Origin of the sequence: Streptomyces sp. NPDC059002, from assembly GCF_042740435.1 — a bacterium.
Classification (GTDB): Bacteria; Actinomycetota; Actinomycetes; order Streptomycetales; family Streptomycetaceae; genus Streptomyces.
Genome location: NZ_JBHYJI010000042.1, coordinates 1 through 20,047 on the forward strand (window position 1 = coordinate 1; position 20,047 = coordinate 20,047).

Below are 20,047 nucleotides of genomic sequence, written 5' to 3' on the forward strand. Positions count from 1 at the left end.
GTGCCCGGCCCCCTCTCGGGGCCGGGCACCGGCCTTAGGGACGAAGTCCCCGGGTCAGAACAGGCTGATGTCGACGTCGAGCACCGCGTCGAGCAGCCCCTGCACCCCGAGGCTGATGTCGATGTCGGCGTCGAGGCCGAGCGCGACGATCAGGTCCGCGTTGAGGCGGGTGCCCACCGCGAGGTTGGCGTCCACGTCGAGGGCGGCGTCCACCGCGACGCCGGTGTCGAGGTCCACGTCGGTGGACAGGCAGGTGCCGAGGGTGGTGTCGATGCTCGCGATGACGCCGGCGTTCAGGATGATGCCGTCGTTGCCGAGCTTGAGGGTGGCGTTGGTCGAGCCCTCCAGGAGCTCGACCTCGACGTTCGCCGGGTTGGCGACGGCACCGATGCGGACGTTGGCCTTGGCGCCGACCTTGGCGGTGATCAGGCCGGTCTTGACGTCCACGGCGACGTTCGAGATGACGACCTTCTTGGCGCCCTTGGACAGCTGGATGCCGCCCTTGAGCAGCACCTTGCCGCCGAGGATCTTGCCCTTGCTGTGCGTGATCCTGCTGCCCTTGCCGACCGTCAGGCTGACCGCCCCGTCGACGTCGACCGCACCGCCGACCGCGGCGGCCACGATGCCGTGGGCCTCCAGGTCGAGAGCGGCGTTGAGGTCGAGGGAGAGTCCCGCGCCGACCAGCGGGCTGTCGGGGCTCGGCGCCACGGTGGTGGCTGCGGGGGCCTTGTCGGGGGTCGCGGCCAGCGCGGCGGGAGCGGTGACTCCCGAGATCAGGAGCGCGGCGACGGCGACGGCGGAGACGCGACGGTAGGACGACATGGGTGTCACGGACCTTCCTGTGGAGAAAGTGTGATGGTCACTTGGTGACATTTCCGCGCCGCACCGAAGAGTCCTCCACCCGGCCCTGTCTTCCACTCGTACGGCGCAGGCGCCGATCCAGTCGCGCAGGCGCCGTCGTCCCGCCTTGTGCGAGGTCAGGGCCGCGGCACGTTCCTGAGATTCGACCGGGCCATCTGCACCATCCGGCCCACACCGCCGTCCAGAACGATCTTGCTCGCGGAGAGCGCGAAGCCGGTCACCATCTCCGAGCTGATCTTGGGCGGGATGGAGAGGGCGTTCGGATCGGTGACGACGTCGACCAGGGCGGGGCCCTTGTGCGCGAACGCGTCCTTCAGGGCGCCCGCGAGCTGCTTGGGCTTCTCCACGCGTACGCCGTAGGCACCGCAGGCGCGGGCGACGGCGGCGAAGTCCGGGTTGTGGTTCGTCGTCCCGTACGAGGGGAGGCCCGCGACCAGCATCTCCAACTCCACCATTCCCAGAGAAGAGTTGTTGAAGAGGACGACCTTCACCGGCAGGTCGTGCTGGACCAGGGTGAGGAAGTCGCCCATCAGCATCGAGAAGCCGCCGTCGCCCGACATGGAGACGACCTGGCGCCTGCGGTCGATGAACTGGGCGCCGATCGCCTGCGGCAGGGCGTTCGCCATCGAGCCGTGGCTGAAGGAGCCGATGATGCGGCGCTTGCCGTTGGGGGTGAGATAGCGGGCCGCCCAGACGTTGCACATGCCGGTGTCGACGGTGAAGACCGCGTCGTCGGCGGCGAGGTCGTCGAGGACGGACGCGACGTACTCGGGGTGGATCGGGATGTGCTTCTCGACCTTGCGCGTGTACGCCTTGATGACGCCTTCCAGGGCGTCCGCGTGCTTCTTCAGCATCTTGTCGAGGAACTTGCGGTTCGTCTTCGGCGAGACGCGCGGGGTCAGACAGCGCAGGGTCTCGCGCACATCGCCCCAGACCGCGAGGTCCAGCTTCGAGCGGCGGCCCAGGTGTTCGGGGCGCACGTCGACCTGGGCGATCTTCACGTCGTCGGGCAGGAAGGCGTTGTACGGGAAATCCGTGCCGAGCAGGATCAGCAGATCGCACTCGTGGGTGGCCTCGTACGCGGCGCCGTAGCCGAGCAGGCCGCTCATGCCGACGTCGTACGGGTTGTCGTACTGGATCCACTCCTTGCCGCGCAGGGCGTGGCCCACCGGGGACTTGATCTTCTCGGCGAACTCCATCACCTCGGCGTGGGCGCCCGCGGTGCCGCTGCCGCAGAACAGCGTGACGCGGTCGGCCTCGTCGATCATCGCGGCGAGCTTCTCGATCTCCGCGTCGCCGGGGCGCACCGAGGGCCGTGAGGTGACGAGGGCGGTCTCGGCGGCCTTCTCCGGTGCGGGCTCGGAGGCGACGTCGCCGGGCAGCGAGACGACGCTGACGCCGCTCTGCCCGACGGCGTGCTGGATGGCGGTCTGCAGCAGCCGCGGCATCTGCTTCGGGCTGGAGATCATCTCGCTGTAGTGGCTGCACTCGCGGAACAGCTGGTCGGGGTGGGTCTCCTGGAAGTAGCCGAGGCCGATCTCGCTGGAGGGGATGTGCGAGGCGAGGGCGAGGACCGGGGCCATGGAGCGGTGCGCGTCGTACAGACCGTTGATCAAGTGGAGGTTGCCCGGGCCGCAGGAGCCCGCGCAGGCCGCGAGCTTGCCGGTGATCTGGGCCTCGGCACCCGCCGCGAAGGCCGCGGTCTCCTCGTGCCTGACCTGGATCCAGTCGATCTCCGGGGTGCGGCGGATCGCGTCCACCACGGGGTTCAGGCTGTCGCCGACGACCCCGTACAGACGCTGCACGCCCGCGCGGACGAGGATGTCGACGAACTGCTCGGCGACGTTCTGCTTGGCCATGCTGCACGCACCCCTTGTAACCCGTGGACCCGGTCGTCTCTTGGGTTCCATGAATTCACAGGTGCGGCCGTCATGCCTCCCAAACGGCGGCGGCGGTCCGGTCGTCCGCGTATCCCTTCACCCTGACCTGGATGTCCGCGAGGAAGGCGGCGAGACCGGGCGGGCCGCTCTTCTGCCACCTGCGGGTGAGGTGTTCGGACAGCTCGGGCTCGCCGCGCAGCGGTTCGGCGAGGCCGCCGCTGCACAGCACGAGGGCGTCACCCGGGCGGGCGACCGAGGCACGGAAGCGGAAGGGGTCGCGAGGCGGCTCGGGGGCGGGTTCGTACGGGCTCGGGGGCGTGGTGATGCCCAGGTCCATGGTGAGCCGGTCGCCCTCCGGGGTCTGCGGGGGCAGCGAGCCGAAGCCGACCACGGCGTCGCCCGTGGTGTCGGCGACGCGCGGCTCGATGTCCTGCCACTCGCCGTCCCGCAGCCGGAACAGGCCGCCTCCGCCGACGCCGAAGAAGACGCGGGTGCGGCACTCGGGGTCGGCGGGCAGCAGCAGGCAGCGCAGCGACGCCGCGTACTCCTCGGGCTCCAGGCCCAGGTCGGCGGCGTGCGCGCGGAGCCTGCCGAGGCTGCGGTCGGTGAGGCGGTGCAGTCCCGACTTCAGGTCGCCGCGCCGGGCGGCCCTGATGTCCTCCGCGAGCCGCCGGTGGCTGCGGCCCACGGCCCTGCCGATCCACTGGCACGCCTCCGCCGCGGCGCGGTGCGCGCCGGGGGTGGCGCGGGCGCCGGTCGCCACGGCCACCAGGACCAGGGCGCTCTCGCCGGTCCCGAAGCGGGCGGTGAGCAGGGCGTCGCGGCGGGGCTCGCCGCGGTACCTGGCGGAGTCGCCGCGCACGGAGACCGCGCGCAGCGTGCTGGAGCCGTAGCGTGCGCCGTCGAGCACGGTGTCGGCGACGAGGTCCCCGAGGTCGTCCGGGTCGGCGGCGGGCAGCACGGTGGGTTCGGCCTCGTAGGTGGGCGGCCCGTCCCCCACGTACTCGGGAACGGCGGGCGCCGCGGAGGCTCCGGTACCGGACGGGCGCACCGGCTCTTCCGTCTCCTCGGGAGCGCGCGAGGCGGGCACGGCGGGGCGGGGCTTCTCCGATGAGGGCTGCGAGGAGTCGCCGGACGCCCCCTCCGACGAGGAGGAGAAGGTCACGGGGCCGGCGGGCGCGGTGGGCGGCTGCCAGGGGGCGGGGCCGGTGCGGGGCGGGGGCGGGACCGCGGGCGCGTGGGGCGCGTGGGGTGTGAACTCGTCGGCGTACGACGCCTGTTGAGCAGGGCGATCGGGGGGCGGGTCCTCGGGTGGGGACTCGCCTGCGGACGGGGGGCGTCGCTCCGGTGCGGGTGGTTCGTCCGTGCCCCTGAGGGTGAGGGTGTCCATCCGTGGGGGCGGTGGCGGGGCCGCCGTGTCCGCGGGTGCAAAGGGAGGTGGTGGTGTGGGGGGTTCCGGGGTGCGGAACCCTTCCTTCACTGTGCCGGACGCCGAGGCGAACCTGTCGTCGAGGGTGTCCGGTGCGGGCGTCGGGCCCGTGTCCTGTGCGGAGTCGTCGTACAGCTGCCCCCACCAGTCGTCGTCGCGACCGGTGCGCCTCTCCCCCTGCTGGCTCATGCCCCTATTGTCCACCGCAGGAGCCGTACGAAAACGGTGCATCCGGAAATTCCGGCCGCCATACGAGTGACACGGAGCCCGCCGGACGGCCCCACCCCCCACGGGAGGACCGTCCGGCGGAACCGGTGTGGCTAGCGCACGTCGTAGGCGCGGGCCACGGTCTGTGTGACGGAATTGCCGTGGGCGTCCGTCAGTTGGGATCTGAGCCAGACCTGCTTGCCGGATGCGCCCGCGTGGTGCACGGTCGCGCTCCATGTGCCGTTCTGCTGGGCGGTGGTGGCCGCCACCCAGGTCCTGCCCTCGTCGTAGGAGTACGACAGCTGCGCCTCCGTGAGCGCGCCCGGCTGGTAGCCCGAGTGCCCCGTCGCGGCGAGTTCAATCCGCTGTCCGTCCTTCGCCGCGAGTGTTTTGAGGCCGTCCTCGGGCAGGGCGTACGTCGGGAAGAGCATCGGGATGCCCTGCGAGTACGCGGACTCGTCGAGGTGCGAGCGGAAGGACCAGGTGGTCTCCGTGGACGCCGATCGCCGCCAGACCTGCGACCCGATCTTCTGGGTCCTCAGGGTGAGTTCGTACGCGGAGTCCTCGGCGGGCACGGTGAACACCCCGTACGGCCAGCCGGAGTTGCCGACGACCTCGCCGTTCCGCTTGAGTTCCACGGAGCCGATGTCGCCGAAACTCCCCTGGATTCCGGCGTGTTCGGCGTCGGACCAGAAGCCGGGTGCGACACCGATCTGGTTGCCCTGCCGCTCACCGGCGAGCGCCTGCCCGCCGTCCGCGGCGCGCGGCGCGCCGGGCGTGAGGACCCCGTCGTACCAGGTCTCGGTGCGGCGCTCGCCCTTCGTGTACGTGCGCACCGGGTCGATCATGAACTCGCCGTACGGGAAGCTGCTGGAGACCTGGTGGCCCCAGCCCGTCGTGCCCGCCGAGTAGTACTCGATGCGCTTTCCGGGGGCCGGGACCGAGGCGATGTCGCCGAAGTGGACCTCCAGGCCGGTGGGGCGCACGGCCGACGGCAGGTCCACGTAGTCCGTGGCCACGCCCATCGCCCGGTACGTCGCCTCGTTCGCCGCGAGGTCCTTGTCCCGCACGCGGTAGGTGCGGTCGTCGCGGATCTGGCCGGACTCGGGGAACGCGAGGTGGTAGGCATAGGGGCTCCTGGCCGTCGCCTTCCACTTCAATTCGACTGTTCCGGAGCCGAGTTGGGCCAGTACGTACGCCGCCTCGTCCGCCGGGATACCGAGGACCGGCAGTGGGGATCCCGTGAGGCCCGCGGACGGGTACCAGCGGCCGGGAGCGGCGCGGTGGGCGAGGACGGCGACGGCGCCCGCCTTCTTCGCGTCGGCCGCCACGGTGGTCGCGTTGCCGCTGTCCGGGACCTCGACGAGCGCGATCCTTCCCTTGACGCCCGCGGCCGCGAGCTGCTCCGGCGTGCCGGACTTCGCGTCGACGACGGCCGCCCTGCCGGTGCCGTCGAGGTTGGCGGAGCCGGTGGACGCGGTCACGGGGTGCAGCGACTTGCCGCCCGCGACGGCGAGTTCGGAGATCTGGGGTGCCGCGGCGCGCCAGTAGCTGCCCGACTCGAAGGTGCCTTCGGACGTCCTGCCCTCGACCGACTGGTAGTAGCCGCGGATGGTGCGCGGGCCCGCCGCGGTGCCCGCGTGCAGCCAGTTGTCCCTGCCCCAGGTGCGGGCGAACGCGAGGGTGGCGCCGCGCACTTCGGACGCCTTGTCGGTCCTGACGGCGAGGCGGTGGGCCTTGCGGGCGTCGAGGGTGATCGTGGTGTCCTTCTTCACCTCGATCTGGGGGCGGGCGATGTGGGTGAGGGAGTCGGTCAGCCTGCCGTCCCCCGAGGCGTCCGGGGTGGCGATGAATCCCGTCAAGAAGTAGGCGCCGGGGCGTACTTGGTACGTCTGGTCGTTGGCGCCCTCGTTGAAGCGGCGCTCGCCGCTCGCGGTGTCCGTGCCGATGAGGTCGAGGGACGAAGCGCCGTCGGCGGGCCTGCCGTTGCGGTCGATCAGCTTCACGCGGAGGCTGACGGTCTCCGGCTGGACGTAGAGCGAGAACGGGGTGGAGACGTGGGTGCCGCCGTCCGCCGCGGCCAGGACGCGGCCCGTGATGTCACCGTACTGGCCGCGCTTGAGGTCGGCGTCGGGGGTGAGCTTCAGCGGGACCTTGGCGGTGGCCCCGGCCGGGACGGTCACGGAGCGCGCGCCGAGTGCGGCGACCGTGGAGCGCGGGGCGGAGCCGTCGTTGCCGGTGACGCCCTGGAGCGACAGCTTCAACTTCACTGTCTTGTCAGTGGTGTTGGTGTATGGCACGTCGACCGTGGTGCGGTCCGAGGAGTCCTGCGGCCAGCCGAAGCTGCCGCCCCGCACGGCCGGGGAGCCGAGCACCCGCTGGTCGATCGCGGCCTTGGCGTCGAGCCGTCCGCCGCCGGTCCCGCGGACGTCACCGGAGATGCCGCTGTCCGCGGACGCGACGAGGGCCGCCTTGATCTGCCGCGAACTCCAGTCGGGGTGGCGCTGCTTGACGAGGGCGGCGGCGCCCGCGACGTGCGGGGCCGCCATCGACGTACCGCTCATGGACTGGTACGCGTAGACGCCGCGGCCGCCCGCCGCGGCGGCGGAGATGCCGACGCCGGGTGCGGCGATCTCCGGCTTGAGGGTGTGCGAGCCGTACGCGGGGCCGCGGCTGGAGAAGCTCGCGGTGGTGTCGTCGCGGTCGACGGCGCCGACGGTCAGGACGCTCGGCGCGCAGCCGGGCGAGGAGACGGAGTTGAGGCTCGGTCCTGTGTTGCCCGCGGCGATGACGAAGAGGGTGTTCTGCGCGGACTGCGCGAGTTCCTCGGTCGCCGTGCTCATCGGGTCCGTGCAGTCCGTCTGCGCGGGGTTGCCGAGGCTCATCGAGACGACGTCGGCCTTCTGGTCGACGGCCCACTGCATGCCCTCGATGATCCAGGAAGTGGCGCCGGAACCGCTGTCGTTGAGGACCTTGCCGTGCAGCAGTTCGGTGCCGGGGGCGACGCCCTTCTTCTTGCCGCCGCTCGCGGCGCCGGTGCCGCCGACGGTGGAGGTGGTGTGGGTGCCGTGGCCCTGGCGGTCCTCGCCGTCCGGGGAGTCGGTGAAGTTCTTCGTCGCGCCGATCCGGCCCTTGAGGTCGGGGTGTTCGGCGTCGACGCCGGTGTCGAGGACGGCGACCTTGGTGCCCTTGCCGTCGTAGCCCGCGGCCCACGCCTCGGGGGCGTGCACCTGCTTCGTCGACGTGTCGAGCGTGGCCTCGACCTTGGCGTCGAGCCAGAGCTTCGTCAGGTCGCCCGCGGCACGGGACCTGGGGTTCGCGATGTCCGCCCAGAAGGCGGCGGCCTGCTTCTTGTCGGCCTTCAGGGCGACGCCGTCGACGGGTTCGAGGACGGGGCCCCGCTCGGCGCCGCGCGGGGCCGCGGGCAGCGAGCGGGTGACGTCGACGGACTTGTCGTACACGGCGATGAGCGGCAGCTTCTTGGCGTGCGCGTCGTCGTACCCCTGGCGGACGAGCCCGGTGACGTTGAAGAGCTCCTCGTCGACACGGCCCTGGGCGATCGCGTGGACGGCGCCCTCCGGGTAGACGTACAGGTCCTTGCCGGACTGCCGGGTCTGGATCAGGGGCGTGGCACCGTCGGCGCCGGGCAGCGCGGCCGCCCCTGCGCCTCCCTTGCCGTCGGAGGTCACGAGGATCCGGTCACCGGTGACGAGGGTGACGACGGAGCCGCCCCCGTCCCGTGGGGCGCTCCCCACCAGCGGTCTGTCCTCCGCCGCGGCGGCGCGCGGCGCGGCCGTGGACGGCACGGCCGCGGTGACGGCGATGACGGCGGCGGACGCCGCCCCCAAGGCCGTACGCGATATCGGGCGCATCGCTCTCCCAGGGTTGTCGGGCATGGCAAGACCGCAGGTCGATTCGGACCAAAAGCCATATACGCGGCTGCGGTTGGTGCTGCGGTGGCGTCACCTTGGCAGAGGGAAGGGTGGTGCGGGGATGATGTCCCGGGGCGGGTTTACGCCGTGGCCGCTTTCCGCCACGGCGCCGCGCGAACGGAGCCTTGGGGAGGGACGTCGCCGCATGCTGGCAGCGATTGGTCTGGACGAGACGCACGAGTCGGCGTATCGGGCGCTGGTGTCCGTGGGGGCGGCCGACGTGCCCGATCTCGCGCGCAGGCTCACCCTGGGCGAGCCGGAGACCGAGCGGGCACTGCGCCGCCTGGAGCGGCACGGTCTCGCCGCGCAGGCGTCCGGCAGGGCGGGCCGCTGGGTCGCGGCGCCGCCCGGTGTCGCGCTCGGCGCGCTGCTCACCCAGCAGCGGCACGAGCTGGAGAAGGCGGAGCTCGCGGCGACGCTGCTCGCCGAGGAGTACCGCGCGCAGGCCGCCGAGCCCACCGTCCATGACCTGGTCGAGGTGGTGACAGGGGCGGCCGCCGTCTCGCAGCGCTTCCTCCAGCTCCAGCTCGGTGCGAGCGACGAGGTGTGCGCCCTGGTGACCGGCAGGCCCATCGCGGTCACCGGCATGGAGAACAGCGCGGAGGAACAGGCGGCGGGGCGCGGCGTCAGCTACCGCGTGGTCGTCGAGCGCGCGGTCCTCGACCTGCCGACGGGCCTGGCCGAACTGTCGGCGGCGATCGGCCGCGACGAGCAGGTGCGGGTGGTGGACCGCGTCCCGACCAAGCTGGTGATCGCCGACGGCTCCCTCGCGATGGTGCCGCTGACCTCCCGCACGGCCGAGCCCGCCGCCCTCGTGGTGCACGCGAGCGGGCTGCTCGAATCGCTGTCCGGGCTCTTCGAGGCGGTCTGGCGGGACGCGCTGCCGCTGCGCCTCGGCGAGGACGGCGCGCTCACCGAGGACTCCCCCGAGGGCCCCGACGGCACGGACCTGGAGATCCTGTCGCTGCTGCTCGCCGGGCTGACCGACGCGAGCGTCGCCAAACAGCTCGACCTGGGGCTGCGCACCGTGCAGCGCAGGGTCAAGCGCCTGATGGAGCTGACCGGCGTCTCCACCCGGCTCCAGCTGGGCTGGCACGCGTACGAGAGGGACTGGGTGGCACGCCGCCCGCACGGCACCCCGCCGGCCGCGTCCACCCCGTCCGCTCCGCCCGCCCCAGGACTAACCTGACCTGCGATTTCGCCCGTCTTCCTGCACCCTGGGCAGATGGGAGCGTGGGAACTCCTGCTGGTCGGCGTGGTGCTGCTGCTCGGCCTGTGCGGAGTGCTTGTGCCCGGCGTGCCGGGGCCGTGGCTGGTGTGGGCCGCGGTCCTGTGGTGGGCGCTCCAGGACCCGAACGGCCTGGCCTGGGGCGTCCTCGTCGGTGCGAGCGTCGTCCTGCTCGCGGCCCAGGCCGTGCGCTGGCAGCTGCCGCCCCGAAGGCTGCGGGAGAGCGGCGCAACCCGCCGCATGGGGGTCTTCGCGGGGGCCGGTGCGCTGCTCGGCTTCTGCGTGCTGCCGGTGGTCGGGGCGATCCCCGGCTTCATCGGCGGGATCTACACCGGGGAGCGGCTGCGTCTGGGCGGGCACGGCGAGGCGGTGACGGCGACGCGGACGGCCATGCGGATGGGCGGGACGAGCGTGCTGACCGAGCTGTTCGCCTGCCTGTTGATCGTGGGGGCGTGGCTCGGGGCGGTGTTCTGGGGCTGACCGCCATCCGGGCCCATCCATCGGACCTCTGACGGATTCCGTCCGGATCGTTGACGGGCTCCTGGCTCATCTCTAGCTTGCGGCGGGAGATAGCTCCGATGAATCGGTACGCGAGTACGCCAGGAGGCGCGATGCCCAAGCCACCGAGCCCGTCCAGAAGAACCGTGCTCGCCACCGGATCCGCGCTCAGCGGTGCGCTCGCCGTCGGGGCGCTGCCCGCACAGGCGGCAACCGCGCACCCCCGGGAGACGGACGCCGACCCCTGGCGCACCGTCCTCGACGACGCCGACCTCGTCTGGCAGGAGATGCCGACGACCTGGTACGAGGGCCCCTACCTCGGCAACGGCTTCCTCGGCTCCGGGATCTACGCGGAACCGGGGGCGCAGGGCAAGGCGATCCGCTTCAACGTGCAGCACTCCGAGGTGCAGGACCTCCCCCAAGCTCTTAAGGAGCAGGGGGGACCCCCTCCCCCGAGTTCGGCTCCCTCTTCGGCCTGGCCAGGCTGCCGATCGGGCACTTCACGCTGGAGCCCGTCGGCGCCGTCACCGCCGTCGACTGGCGCCTTCGGCTGCGGGACGCCGAGCTGACCGGCACCCTCACCACGGACCGGGGCACCCTCACGCTCCGCGCCCAGGTGCACAACTCCCGCTCCGTGCTTGCCGTCGAGGTCACCCCCAGCGTCGGCGAGCGCGGCTTCCGGTGGGCCTTCCATCCGGCGGAGTCCCTCAGCCCACGGGCCGCCTTCAAGCCCGTGCCCGCCGGGTACGAGGCCAACCCGCCCGCCGAAGTGCGCGAGCACGGCGGGGTGTCGGCGGCCGTCCAGACGCTGCGGGCGGGCGGGCAGTACGTCACCGCGTGGCGCGAGCGGAGCCGGGGCGGACGGCGGACGCTGTACGTCAACGTGGCGCACTCCCATCCCCGGCCGACCGCCCTCGACCGGGCGCTGCGCGCGGTGCGGGACGCGGCCGACCTGTCGTACGACGAACTGGCGCGGCCGCACCGCTCCTGGTGGCACGCCTTCTACCGCAAGAGCTTCCTGTCCCTGCCCGACGCCCGGATGCAGCGCTTCTACTGGATCCAGCTCTACAAGACGGCGGCCGCGGCCCGCAGGGACGCTCCCGTGATGGCGACGTGCGGGCCCTGGCTGGAGCCCACGCCGTGGCCCAACACCTGGTGGAACCTGAACGCGCAGCTGGAGTACTGGCTCATCCACGGCTCCAACCACCTCGAACTCGACGCCGTCACCCGGGCGTTGAGCGAGTTCAGGGACAACCTCCGCAAGGAGATGGCGCCCGCCTACCGCGCCGACTCGCTCGGCATCCCGCGCACCACCGACCCGTCCCTCGTCAACGGCGCCGCGGTCACCGACGGCGGCTACGGCGTCGGCATCCCCGGCCAGGATCCCCCGACCCCCGAGGTCGGCAACCTCACCTGGGCCCTGCACAACGTCTGGCTCAGCTACCGCCACACCATGGACGAGTCGATCCTGCGCGACGTCCTCTTCCCGCTCCTTCGCCAGGCGGTCGCCTACTACCTGCACTTCCTGGCCCCCGGCCCGGACGGCAAGCTGCATCTGCCCGCGACGTTCTCGCCCGAGTACGGCGGCAACACCCGGGACTGCAACTACGACCTGATGCTGCTGACGTGGGCCTGCCGCACACTCCTGGAATCCGCCGAACTCCTGGGCGTGGACGACGAGTCGGCGCCCCGCTGGCGCGACGTCCTGAACCGGCTCACGCCGTACCCGACGGACGCGAACGGCTACATGATCGGCGCGGACATCCCCTTCGCGAAGTCCCACCGCCACTACTCCCACCTGCTCGCGGTCTACCCGCTGTACGAGGTGACGGGGCGCAGCGCCGACGAACGCGCCCTGATCGAACGGTCCCTGGCCCACTGGGTCGGCTTCGAAGGCGCCCTGCAGGGCTACACGTTCACCGGCGCGGCCTCCATGTCGGCGCTGCTCGGCAAGGGCGAGGACGCCCTGACGTACCTCGGCCGGCTGATGTCCCGCTTCATCCAGGCCAACACCATGTACAAGGAGTCGGGCCCGGTCATCGAGACCCCGCTGTCCGCCGCCCAGTCGCTGCACGACATGGTGTGCCAGTCCTGGGGCGGCGTCATCCGCGTCTTCCCCGCACTGCCCGCCGCATGGGCCGACCTCACGGTGCACGGCTTCCGCACCCAGGGCGCCTTCCTGCTCAGCGCGGTGCGCGAGGGCGGCAGGACCCGGTGGGTGCGGCTGGTCAGCGAGGCGGGCGCACCCTGCGTCGTACGGCACGGCATCGAGGGACCCGTCGAGGTGCGGGACGCGCGGGGCGCTCCGCTGGGCCACGAGGACGCGGGCGACGGCACGATCCAACTCGCCCTGCGCCGGGGCGGATCCGCGCTGATCACCGCCAAGGGCGACCGGCCCGAGCTGCGCATCACACCGGTCGAGCCCAACGAGCCCGCGCCCCGCTGGGGCCTGCCCGCCCGATGACCTGGCCGTGCCACGGCGCGGGTCCGCGTGCGAGGCTCGCGCCATGACCCGATTCAGCGCGGCCGAGCGCGCGTACCTCGCCTCCCAGCGGCTTGCCCGCATGGCCACGGTCGACCCCAAGGGCCAGCCGCAGGCCAACCCCGTCGGCTACTTCCCGCAGGACGACGGCACGATCCTGGTGGGCGGACACGCCCTGGCCACCACGAAGAAATGGCGCAACCTCCAGGCGCACCCGAAGGTGTCCCTGGTGATCGACGACATCGTCAGCGTCACTCCGTGGCGGGTCCGTGGCGTCGAGATCCGGGGCAGGGCCGAACTCCTCACCGGACCGCACGACTTGGGCCCGCACTTCAGCGAGGAACTGATCCAGGTGCATCCGGAGTGGATCCACAGTTGGGGCCTCGACCGCTGACGCCCCCGTCGGGACCGGCCGCCGCCCACCCATGACGGCGGCCGTACGAACGCCACGGGCGCCAGGTGTCGGGGGCCTGCCCCGGCCCGCCGGGCAGATCCACGTCCGGGTCGCCGAGGGCCCGCATCCGGATCAGCGCGGCGGTGCGCGCGTCCATGCCGGGCAGGGCCAGCAGGGTCGCCTCCGCGTCGTCGCGGTCGGCGCCCGCGTCCAGGCGCAGGGTGCCGTCGGCGAGGGCCGCGGCCAGGGCGCCGAGCGGGCCCGGCTCGCCGGTCAGGTCCGCGGGCGCGGGGAAGACATGGGTGAGGACGCCGCAGGCCGCGTCGAGCGCCTTGCCGTACCGCGCCACGAGGCGTGCCGCGCCCTCGCGTCCGACGAGCGCGCGCACCGCGAACTCGTCGGGGTCGGCGGCGCCCGGCGAACGCAGGCCGGGGCGGGCGGCGACGAGCGGGGCGAGCGCGGGGTCGGCGCCGAGGCGCTCGTCGACGGCGTACGGATCGGCGTCCAGGTCGAAGAGCCGGCGCAGCCGCTGTACGGCGGTGGTGAGATCGCGCAGGTCGGTCAGGTGCAGCCGGGCGTCGAGCCAGCCCCCGCGGTGCATGGCCTCACTGCTCGAACCGGCGCCCGCGGCGGGCTCGGGGACCGCCTCCCTGACCGCCACGATGCCGGTGCCGTACGGCAGTCGGAGCGTACGCCGGTAGGTGCGGTCGCCCGGCTCGCCGACGACCTCCTCGATGCCGTCGACCGCCTCGCGGGCGAGCAGATCGAAGACGGGCGCGGCCTGGTACGGGCCGCGGTGGGCGAGCCGCAGCGGGATGCCCGCGGCCGGGGTGGCCCGCGCCGTGCCGCGCTTGGGGGCCGCGGCGCGCAGGGCGGTCGGTGTGAGCGCGTACACGGCCCTGATCGTGTCGTTGAACTGACGGACACTGGCGAATCCCGCGGCGAACGCGATCTCCGTGATCGGCAGGTCCGTGGTCTGCAGCAGCACCCGGGCGGTGTGCGCGCGCTGCGCCCTGGCGAGGGCGACCGGGCCCGCGCCCAGCTCGGCGGTGAGCTGGCGCTGCACCTGGCGGGCGCTGTACCCGAGACGCACGGCCAGACCGGGCACGCCCTCCCGGTCGACCACGCCGTCGCCGATCATCCGCATGGCACGCCCCACGACGTCCGCGCGCACGTTCCACTCCGCCGAGCCCGGCACGGCGTCCGGCCTGCACCGCCGGCAGGCACGGAAGCCGGAGGTCTGGGCGGCGGCCGCGGTCGTGTAGTAGCGGACGTTCTGACGCTTCGGGGTGACGGCGGGGCAGCTGGGACGGCAGTAGATCCCCGTGGTCTCGACGGCGAAGAAGAACTCCCCGTCGAACCGGGCATCCCGACTGCGCACGGCCTCGTACCTGGTCTCTTCATCGATCACGCCATCCATTGTGGTCCGGTACGGACGGGACGGCTGGCGGATTTCAGACACGACGCTGAGAGCCCCGCAAGGGGCGCGGGGAACGACGCAATAGGGGCGCGGGGAACTGCGCGCCCAGCCCCCACCGGGCCCGCAGCTCCCCACTCCCCCGCCCCGCCAGGGCAGGCAGAGCTACCGAACGCGCCCTCGTTTGGCCTCCATGGCGGCCTTCCCCTCCGCCCCGCGGAGCCGCCACTCCCGCCGAAGCTCCGCACGGACCCGCGCATCGGTCTTGGCGACGATCCGCTGGTTCTCGCGCATCAGCTTCCGGTAGCTGTCGAGCCGACGCTCGGGCAGCGTCCCGTCGTCCACCGCGGCGAGCACGGCGCAGCCCGGCTCGGCCCCGTGGGCGCAGTCGTGGAACCTGCACCGCTCGGCCAGCTCCTCGATCTCGGAGAAGACCTGCCCGACACCGTTCCCGGCGTCCCACAGGCCGACGCCGCGCAGCCCGGGCGTATCGATGAGGACCCCGCCGCCGGGCAGTACGAGGAGGTTGCGGGTCGTCGTGGTGTGGCGGCCCTTGCCGTCCACGTCACGGATCGCCTGCACCGCCATGACGTCGGCCCCGGCCAGCGCGTTCGCCAGGGTCGACTTGCCCGCGCCGGACTGCCCGAGCAGCACCGACGTACCGCCGGAGACGACCGCGGCGAGGACGTCGACGCCGTCCCCCGACGTGGCGCTCACCGGCAGCACGGGCACGCCGGGCGCGGAGGTCTCCACGTCCTGGACGAGATGCGCGAGCGTGACGGCGTCGGGCACCAGGTCGGCCTTGGTGAGCACGACCACGGGCTGTGCGCCCGACTCCCAGCCGAGCGCGAGGAACCGCTCGATGCGGCCGAGGTCGAGGTCCCCGGTGAGCGGCACGGCGATGATCGTGTGGTCGACGTTGGCGGCGAGGATCTGCCCCTCGGACCGCTTGGAGGACGTGGACCGCACGAAGGAGGAACGGCGCGGCAGATACGCGCGTACGTAGCGGGGGTCGCCGCCCTCCGGGTCGACGGCGGCCCAGTCACCGGTGCACACGACCCGGATGGGGCCTCCCCTGCTCGAGCGAAGCCGAGAGCTTGGGGAAGGATCGTGCGGGGTGACGAACTCGGTGTCGGCCCGCACGGTCCCTTCGGCGGTGACGACATCGCACTGTCCGCGGTCGACGCGGACCACCCGACCCGGCAGCAGACCCTGCGCCGCGTACGGGGCGAACTCGGCCTCCCAGTCCGCGTCCCAGCCGTACGGGGCGAGGGGGTGCGGGCGCGAGGCGGAGCGCTGAGATGAAGAGGAAGACAAGGGGTGACCCTTCACAAGGGTGGCCCCGGCGCACGCGCCGCTCGGCGCGTGGAAGAAGAGGTAGGTCAGCCGGAGACCACGGAGGTGGAATGAACGAACGTCCGGATGCGGGCAGCGCCCATCTCAACGACAGCCATCGTTCACACCTCCTGGACCACACTCGACTGACGGCGACCGTCACCGGTCACCGAAGGAACACGGCAGAGCCTAACCAGGGTCCTCGACGGGGCGCCACCTATTTTCCGCGGTCCCTTTTCTGCGGTCCCCGGTGAACGGCACCGCGTTGCCGTTGGCGTCGCAGCGCACGGTCCACGGGGTGGTCTCGGTCGCGCTCAACCTCCCTGTCATCGCCGGGACTTCACTGGTCAGGCCGCATTCGCGTTCGGCGAACGTCCGGGTGAGGTCGGACAGTTCGTCGTGGCCGGTCACCGGGAGGCCGCGATCAGGGCCGGGGCCTCGGCCTCGCCGACCGCCGCCGCCCCTACGGACACCCGTTCTTGAACGTCTTCTCGAACGACCGGTACGTGCCGAGCGACCCCCCGCCCTTCGGCGTCGGATACTCGATCACCGGGACCGGCTTGCACACCGGCCACTGTTCCGTGTCCGAGGACTTCTCGAAGCCGTAGGTGCCGGCGGCGCCGCGCAGGCATCCGATGCAGCGGGTCGTCTCGCCGGTGTCGACGATGCTCGCGTCGATGAGGGTGTTGTAGACGTCGTCCTTGGTGGGTGTGCGGGCCGGGTCGGGGGTCTTGTCCCGGTCGCCGCGGCCTTCGTTGGCCTCGGTGTACGAGCGGTCGAAGGCGTCGGAGAGCAGTTTGAACGCGTCGTGGTACATGATCGCGTAGCCGTCGTCGAGGAATTTCGCGCCGAAGGCGTACCGGTCGTCGAGCTTCGTGAACGTCGGCAGGAAGTCGCCGAGTCCGACGGGCGCGCCGCTCTTCTTGGCCCACCAGTCGGGGGCGACGGAGGCGGCGGCCACGAGTGAGGTCCTGGTGTCGCGCAGCATCTTCGTGAGCTCGCCGGTGGTGAGCGTCGGTTCCAGGCCGATGCCCACCTTCAGGATCCGCACGGGGTCGCTGTGGTCGCAGGAGGGCTCCTGCGAGAGGCGTTTGACGAGTGCGGGCAGGTCCTGGTCGCGTCCGGCGAAGAAGACCGTGTCCGAGTCGGTCACGCAGATCTTCTGGGCGGCCGACTGGAAGCGCTGCGGGATGCCCGCCGCGGGTCCCGTCGAGCCGAGGAAGGACGCCGACCGCTTGCGCAGCCCGTATGTCGCGCCGAACTTCTGCTCCATCAGCCGCTGGAGGTTGCGCGAGTACACGTCGTCGGGGCGGCTGTCGAAGACGAGGAAGCCCTTCTTCTTCGCCGGGTTCTTCTTGAGGTAGTGGCTGAGCGCGTCCACGAACAGCTGGTTGTTGGGCGAGGTCTTGAAGAAGTACGGGGCGTTCATGTCGGCGGACGTGATGACCGGGCCGACCGTCGCGATGCGGTGGTCGCTCAGGGAGTTCATCGCGTCGCGCGTCTCGGGTGTGCTGCTGGGCAGGCCCATCACGCCGACGAGCGGGGACTGACGGTCGTCGGCCAGCTCGGTGAGGCCGTCGACGACGGGCCGCCACTGGTCGAGGTCCTTGCCGTCGTTCGCCATCAGGAGCTGGTAGTGCGGTCCGCCGGTGCTGTTGGCCCGCAACTGGGCGATGTGCGCGCCCGCCAGCGCGCGGCGGATCATCGCCGCGGTCATGGCGCTGGAGTCGTCCGAGGTGAACGGCATCATCAGCGCTATGCGCCCGTACGGTATGGGGTTCTCGCCCTTCGCGGGTGACTCCCAGGCGCGCCTGACCCGTTCGTTCTCGTCCGCCACCGCCCTGATCAGGTCCTTGACGTCGGCATCGGCGTCGAACGTGTCCTCGGTGACGCCCACGCACTCGCCGCCGTGCTTCTCCAGGCCGCCCGCGCAGTCATCGGGGCGCAGCGCGAGGTAGACGACGACGGCCACCGCGATCAGGACGAGCGGCACCACGACGGCGATCGCCTTGTCGAGCGGACCGAATCCGTTGCGGCGTCGCCTCAGTCGACTCAGGAGCATGCTTCCTCACAGTTCGGGCAGCGGCAGGGGGCGCTTGGCGCGGGCGGCGGCGGGCCAGGTGCGGGCGGCCTGGCTCAGGACCGCGCGCCACGTCTGGTGCCGCAGCGAGAGGAAGGCCAGTTCGGCGCCGATGTCGTCGCACAGGTCTGCCTCCGGCTCCGCGTGCGCGTCGGAGAGGTACCACAGGCCGTGCAGCAGCCTGTTGATGCAGCGGTCTATCTCGTCTATGTCCTGGTAGCGGTCGTCGTGGGCGCCCGCGGCGGTCGCGGCGCGCTCGTCGGCCCAGTCGGCGGCCGGCGGGGCCGGTGCGGTGGACGCGTACCGGAGGCAGTTGAGCCAGCGCAGCGCGCTCGGTCGGTCCTGCTCCGAGTGGTACTCCTCGGACAGTGCGGCCACCACGGTCCGCGCGTCCCCCGCCGCCAGGGCGTGCCGCAGCGCGTCCGCCTCGCTCTCCTCGCCGCGCGTGGTGTGGTGGCGCCTGAGGAAGCCGTGGATCTCCTGCCAGCCGCGGCGCGAGTCGGCGCCGAGCGAGGTGCGGCGTGCCTCGTGCACGAGGAGGGTGTGCAGCAGCGGGTCGGCGGCCAGCGGGCGGTCCTGCGGGGTGTCCTGCTGCCACTGCTCGGCTTCCAGGTAGTCGGCGGCGGCGTTCGCGGGCAGCTGTTCGGGTCCGTCGAGGCGCAGATGGGCGGCGAGCGCCTGTGCGGCGGTGCTGTCGCGGGCCAGCGAGAGCGGCACGAGCCGCTGGCGGTGGTGCTGTGCGGGCAGCAGCCGCTCCAGGATGACGCGGCTGACGGGGCTCCCGTCCTTAGTGGTGAGGTCGAGGAGGTTGCGCGGGTCGAGCGGTCCTGCCGCGGGTCCCGAGGACGCGGCGTCGGCCTGTTCCAGGACGGCGTCGCAGAGCAGGGCGCTGGCCAGCGGATGGCCGCCGGTCAGGCTGTGCAGCGCGGAGGCCAGATACGGGTGCAGCGGCACGGACGCGCTGTCCAGCATCAGCAGGATGTCCTCGCGGCTGAGCGGGGTGAGCGGCACGACGAGCAGTCCGGCCGACGGGGCGTGTCCGGTGCGCCGCCAGCCGGACGGGCCGACCAGGTCGGGCAGTTCGCGGCGTACGGCGTCGGTGGCGCCGGGCGGCGCGTCGCCGAGGCGGGTCGCGACGACGACGAGCGGGTCCTGGTGGGTGGCGTCGGGCCGGGCGCGGTATTCGAGGATCAGGTCGATCAGGCGCGCGCCCGCGGCGGAGTGCGTGTTGTCGAGCAGGGCCAGCGGGCGCGGGTCGCGGTTGAGCCGCTGCCATTTGCTGCGGGCCGCTTCGAGGTCGGCGAGGAAGGCGTGCAGGAGGGTCTGTTCGGCCGCGCGCCGGTAGTCGCCGCCGCGGTGGAACCATTCGGCGAGCCGTATGAGGCCGTCCTGTCCCTCGGGCGCTGCGGCGCCGCGGGCGCTCTCCGCGTAGCGCTCCTCGTACCACTGCCGCAGGGGTGCGGCGCTGCGGGCGCGGGTGTAGCGCTCGAAGTACTCGGCGAGGACGGCGTAGTGCACGGCGTGCGGGTCGTGGCGGGCGGGCGCGTCGCCGGAAGGCCGCGGGGCGGGCGGCTGTTGGGCTCGGGGCTGTTGGGCGCGCGACGGTTGGGGGCCGGGGGCGTCGGACCGGCCGCCCGTGCCCTCCAGGCGGGCCCGTACGCGGGCGGACCAGTGCTGGGCGGCCTCGGCGGTGCTGCCGGGTTCCAGGCCGCAGGCGACGAGGAGCCGGGCGACGCGGGCCGCGGCGGCCGAGCGCTCGCGGTCGCTGTCCCCGTGCCCGCCGACGACCGCGACGAGGCCGGGCAGCAGCAGCGGGAAGCGTCTGCTCAGGTCGGGGGCGAGCGCGCACACCAGCTCTTCGAGGAGTTCCACGACGAGGTGCGAGGCGGCGGTGTCGACGCGGGCGAGCGGCAGGCGTCCGGTGTAGTGCCGCTCCAGGGCGGCGAGCACCGCGGTGCGGCCCATGCCGTGCCGTCCGGTCAGGAGGACGACGGGGAGGTCCTTGTCGTACTCCCACGGCACCCGGGCGCGCCGGGCGTAGGCAAGGCCGGTGAGTCCGGGGACGAGGGAGTGCAGGAGCGGATCGCGTGCGTACAGCCGAGGCGTTTCGGATGTGTGCATCTCGCTGGAAACCGCTCCCGTCCTTCGCCGTCCGCCAGATCAACTGTCCCAAGGGCAGATCAACTGACCCAAGGGCCAGTGAAGTTACTCCCCTCACTATCCACTGGCCAGAGCGTTCGGGGCAGGCAGTTGGGCATATCCCGGCGGTATGGGGCCGGACGGGGCGGATGGGTTGCGGCGCGG

The 20,047-nt window shown here is 72.5% G+C and carries 12 protein-coding genes and 1 pseudogene; 4 read left to right on the forward strand and 9 right to left on the reverse strand.

Annotation, left to right across the window (positions count from 1 at the left end; genetic code table 11):
- Positions 1–54 precede the first annotated feature (54 nt).
- From ACFWZ2_RS30030 to ACFWZ2_RS30045, 4 genes are all read right to left on the reverse strand, one after another.
- Complete coding sequence (locus ACFWZ2_RS30030) at positions 55–822, reverse strand: hypothetical protein (protein WP_384550956.1); 768 nt, start codon at positions 820–822, stop codon at positions 55–57.
- A 155-nt stretch (positions 823–977) separates the two neighbouring features.
- Entirely contained in the window at positions 978–2,720 is a 1,743-nt protein-coding gene (locus tag ACFWZ2_RS30035) for a pyruvate dehydrogenase (RefSeq protein ID WP_384550958.1), read from the reverse strand.
- Between the two features lie 70 nt (positions 2,721–2,790).
- Positions 2,791–4,359 carry a protein phosphatase 2C domain-containing protein gene (locus tag ACFWZ2_RS30040; protein ID WP_384550960.1) on the reverse strand — a complete coding sequence of 523 codons (1,569 nt, stop codon included), beginning with the start codon at positions 4,357–4,359 and terminating at the stop codon, positions 2,791–2,793.
- 131 nt (positions 4,360–4,490) lie between these two features.
- The gene (locus tag ACFWZ2_RS30045) at positions 4,491–8,249 is read right to left on the reverse strand and encodes a S8 family serine peptidase (protein ID WP_384550962.1); all 3,759 of its coding nucleotides are present in this window, start codon (positions 8,247–8,249) and stop codon (positions 4,491–4,493) included.
- 205 nt (positions 8,250–8,454) lie between these two features.
- Between ACFWZ2_RS30045 and ACFWZ2_RS30050 the strand changes: the two genes are divergently transcribed.
- The 4 genes and pseudogenes from ACFWZ2_RS30050 to ACFWZ2_RS30065 all read left to right on the forward strand — a co-directional run bounded on the left by ACFWZ2_RS30050 (position 8,455) and on the right by ACFWZ2_RS30065 (position 12,911).
- Positions 8,455–9,498, forward strand: a complete 1,044-nt coding sequence (locus ACFWZ2_RS30050; RefSeq protein WP_384550964.1) for a helix-turn-helix domain-containing protein — start codon at positions 8,455–8,457, stop codon at positions 9,496–9,498.
- A 36-nt stretch (positions 9,499–9,534) separates the two neighbouring features.
- Entirely contained in the window at positions 9,535–10,017 is a 483-nt protein-coding gene (locus ACFWZ2_RS30055) for a DUF456 domain-containing protein (protein WP_384550966.1), read from the forward strand.
- 131 nt (positions 10,018–10,148) lie between these two features.
- Positions 10,149–12,499: pseudogene (locus tag ACFWZ2_RS30060) on the forward strand (glycoside hydrolase family 95-like protein).
- 43 nt (positions 12,500–12,542) lie between these two features.
- Complete coding sequence (locus ACFWZ2_RS30065; RefSeq protein ID WP_384550968.1) at positions 12,543–12,911, forward strand: PPOX class F420-dependent oxidoreductase; 369 nt, start codon at positions 12,543–12,545, stop codon at positions 12,909–12,911.
- On the opposite strand, the gene ACFWZ2_RS30070 is transcribed toward ACFWZ2_RS30065, so the two are convergent.
- The 5 genes from ACFWZ2_RS30070 to ACFWZ2_RS30090 form a co-directional block, all read right to left on the reverse strand.
- Positions 12,850–14,331: a DNA-3-methyladenine glycosylase 2 family protein gene (locus ACFWZ2_RS30070; RefSeq protein WP_384550970.1), complete on the reverse strand. Its 1,482-nt coding sequence runs from the start codon at positions 14,329–14,331 to the stop codon at positions 12,850–12,852. The genes ACFWZ2_RS30065 and ACFWZ2_RS30070 overlap by 62 nt on opposite strands.
- Before the next feature lie 162 nt (positions 14,332–14,493).
- Positions 14,494–15,645, reverse strand: coding sequence for a ribosome small subunit-dependent GTPase A (gene rsgA / locus ACFWZ2_RS30075; protein WP_384550972.1), 1,152 nt, complete (start codon positions 15,643–15,645; stop codon positions 14,494–14,496).
- Between the two features lie 207 nt (positions 15,646–15,852).
- A complete protein-coding gene (locus ACFWZ2_RS30080; protein WP_384550974.1) occupies positions 15,853–16,074 on the reverse strand; it encodes a hypothetical protein in 222 nt (73 codons plus the stop codon).
- 52 nt (positions 16,075–16,126) lie between these two features.
- Entirely contained in the window at positions 16,127–17,725 is a 1,599-nt protein-coding gene (locus ACFWZ2_RS30085; RefSeq protein ID WP_384550976.1) for an ABC transporter substrate-binding protein, read from the reverse strand.
- Positions 17,726–17,731: 6 nt separating this feature from the next.
- Complete coding sequence (locus ACFWZ2_RS30090) at positions 17,732–19,864, reverse strand: ATP-binding protein (RefSeq protein ID WP_384550977.1); 2,133 nt, start codon at positions 19,862–19,864, stop codon at positions 17,732–17,734.
- Positions 19,865–20,047 lie beyond the last annotated feature (183 nt).

What these genes read in the sequence shown, in the direction of transcription:
- ACFWZ2_RS30030 (WP_384550956.1), bottom strand. Translation starts at nt 822, where the DNA reads ATGTCGTCCTACCGTCGCGTCTCCGCCGTCGCCGTCGCCGCGCTCCTG.
- ACFWZ2_RS30035 (WP_384550958.1), bottom strand. Translation starts at nt 2,720, where the DNA reads ATGGCCAAGCAGAACGTCGCCGAGCAGTTCGTCGACATCCTCGTCCGC.
- ACFWZ2_RS30040 (WP_384550960.1), bottom strand. Translation starts at nt 4,359, where the DNA reads ATGAGCCAGCAGGGGGAGAGGCGCACCGGTCGCGACGACGACTGGTGG.
- ACFWZ2_RS30045 (WP_384550962.1), bottom strand. Translation starts at nt 8,249, where the DNA reads ATGCGCCCGATATCGCGTACGGCCTTGGGGGCGGCGTCCGCCGCCGTC.
- ACFWZ2_RS30050 (WP_384550964.1), top strand. Translation starts at nt 8,455, where the DNA reads ATGCTGGCAGCGATTGGTCTGGACGAGACGCACGAGTCGGCGTATCGG.
- ACFWZ2_RS30055 (WP_384550966.1), top strand. Translation starts at nt 9,535, where the DNA reads ATGGGAGCGTGGGAACTCCTGCTGGTCGGCGTGGTGCTGCTGCTCGGC.
- ACFWZ2_RS30065 (WP_384550968.1), top strand. Translation starts at nt 12,543, where the DNA reads ATGACCCGATTCAGCGCGGCCGAGCGCGCGTACCTCGCCTCCCAGCGG.
- ACFWZ2_RS30070 (WP_384550970.1), bottom strand. Translation starts at nt 14,331, where the DNA reads ATGGATGGCGTGATCGATGAAGAGACCAGGTACGAGGCCGTGCGCAGT.
- ACFWZ2_RS30085 (WP_384550976.1), bottom strand. Translation starts at nt 17,725, where the DNA reads ATGCTCCTGAGTCGACTGAGGCGACGCCGCAACGGATTCGGTCCGCTC.
- ACFWZ2_RS30090 (WP_384550977.1), bottom strand. Translation starts at nt 19,864, where the DNA reads ATGCACACATCCGAAACGCCTCGGCTGTACGCACGCGATCCGCTCCTG.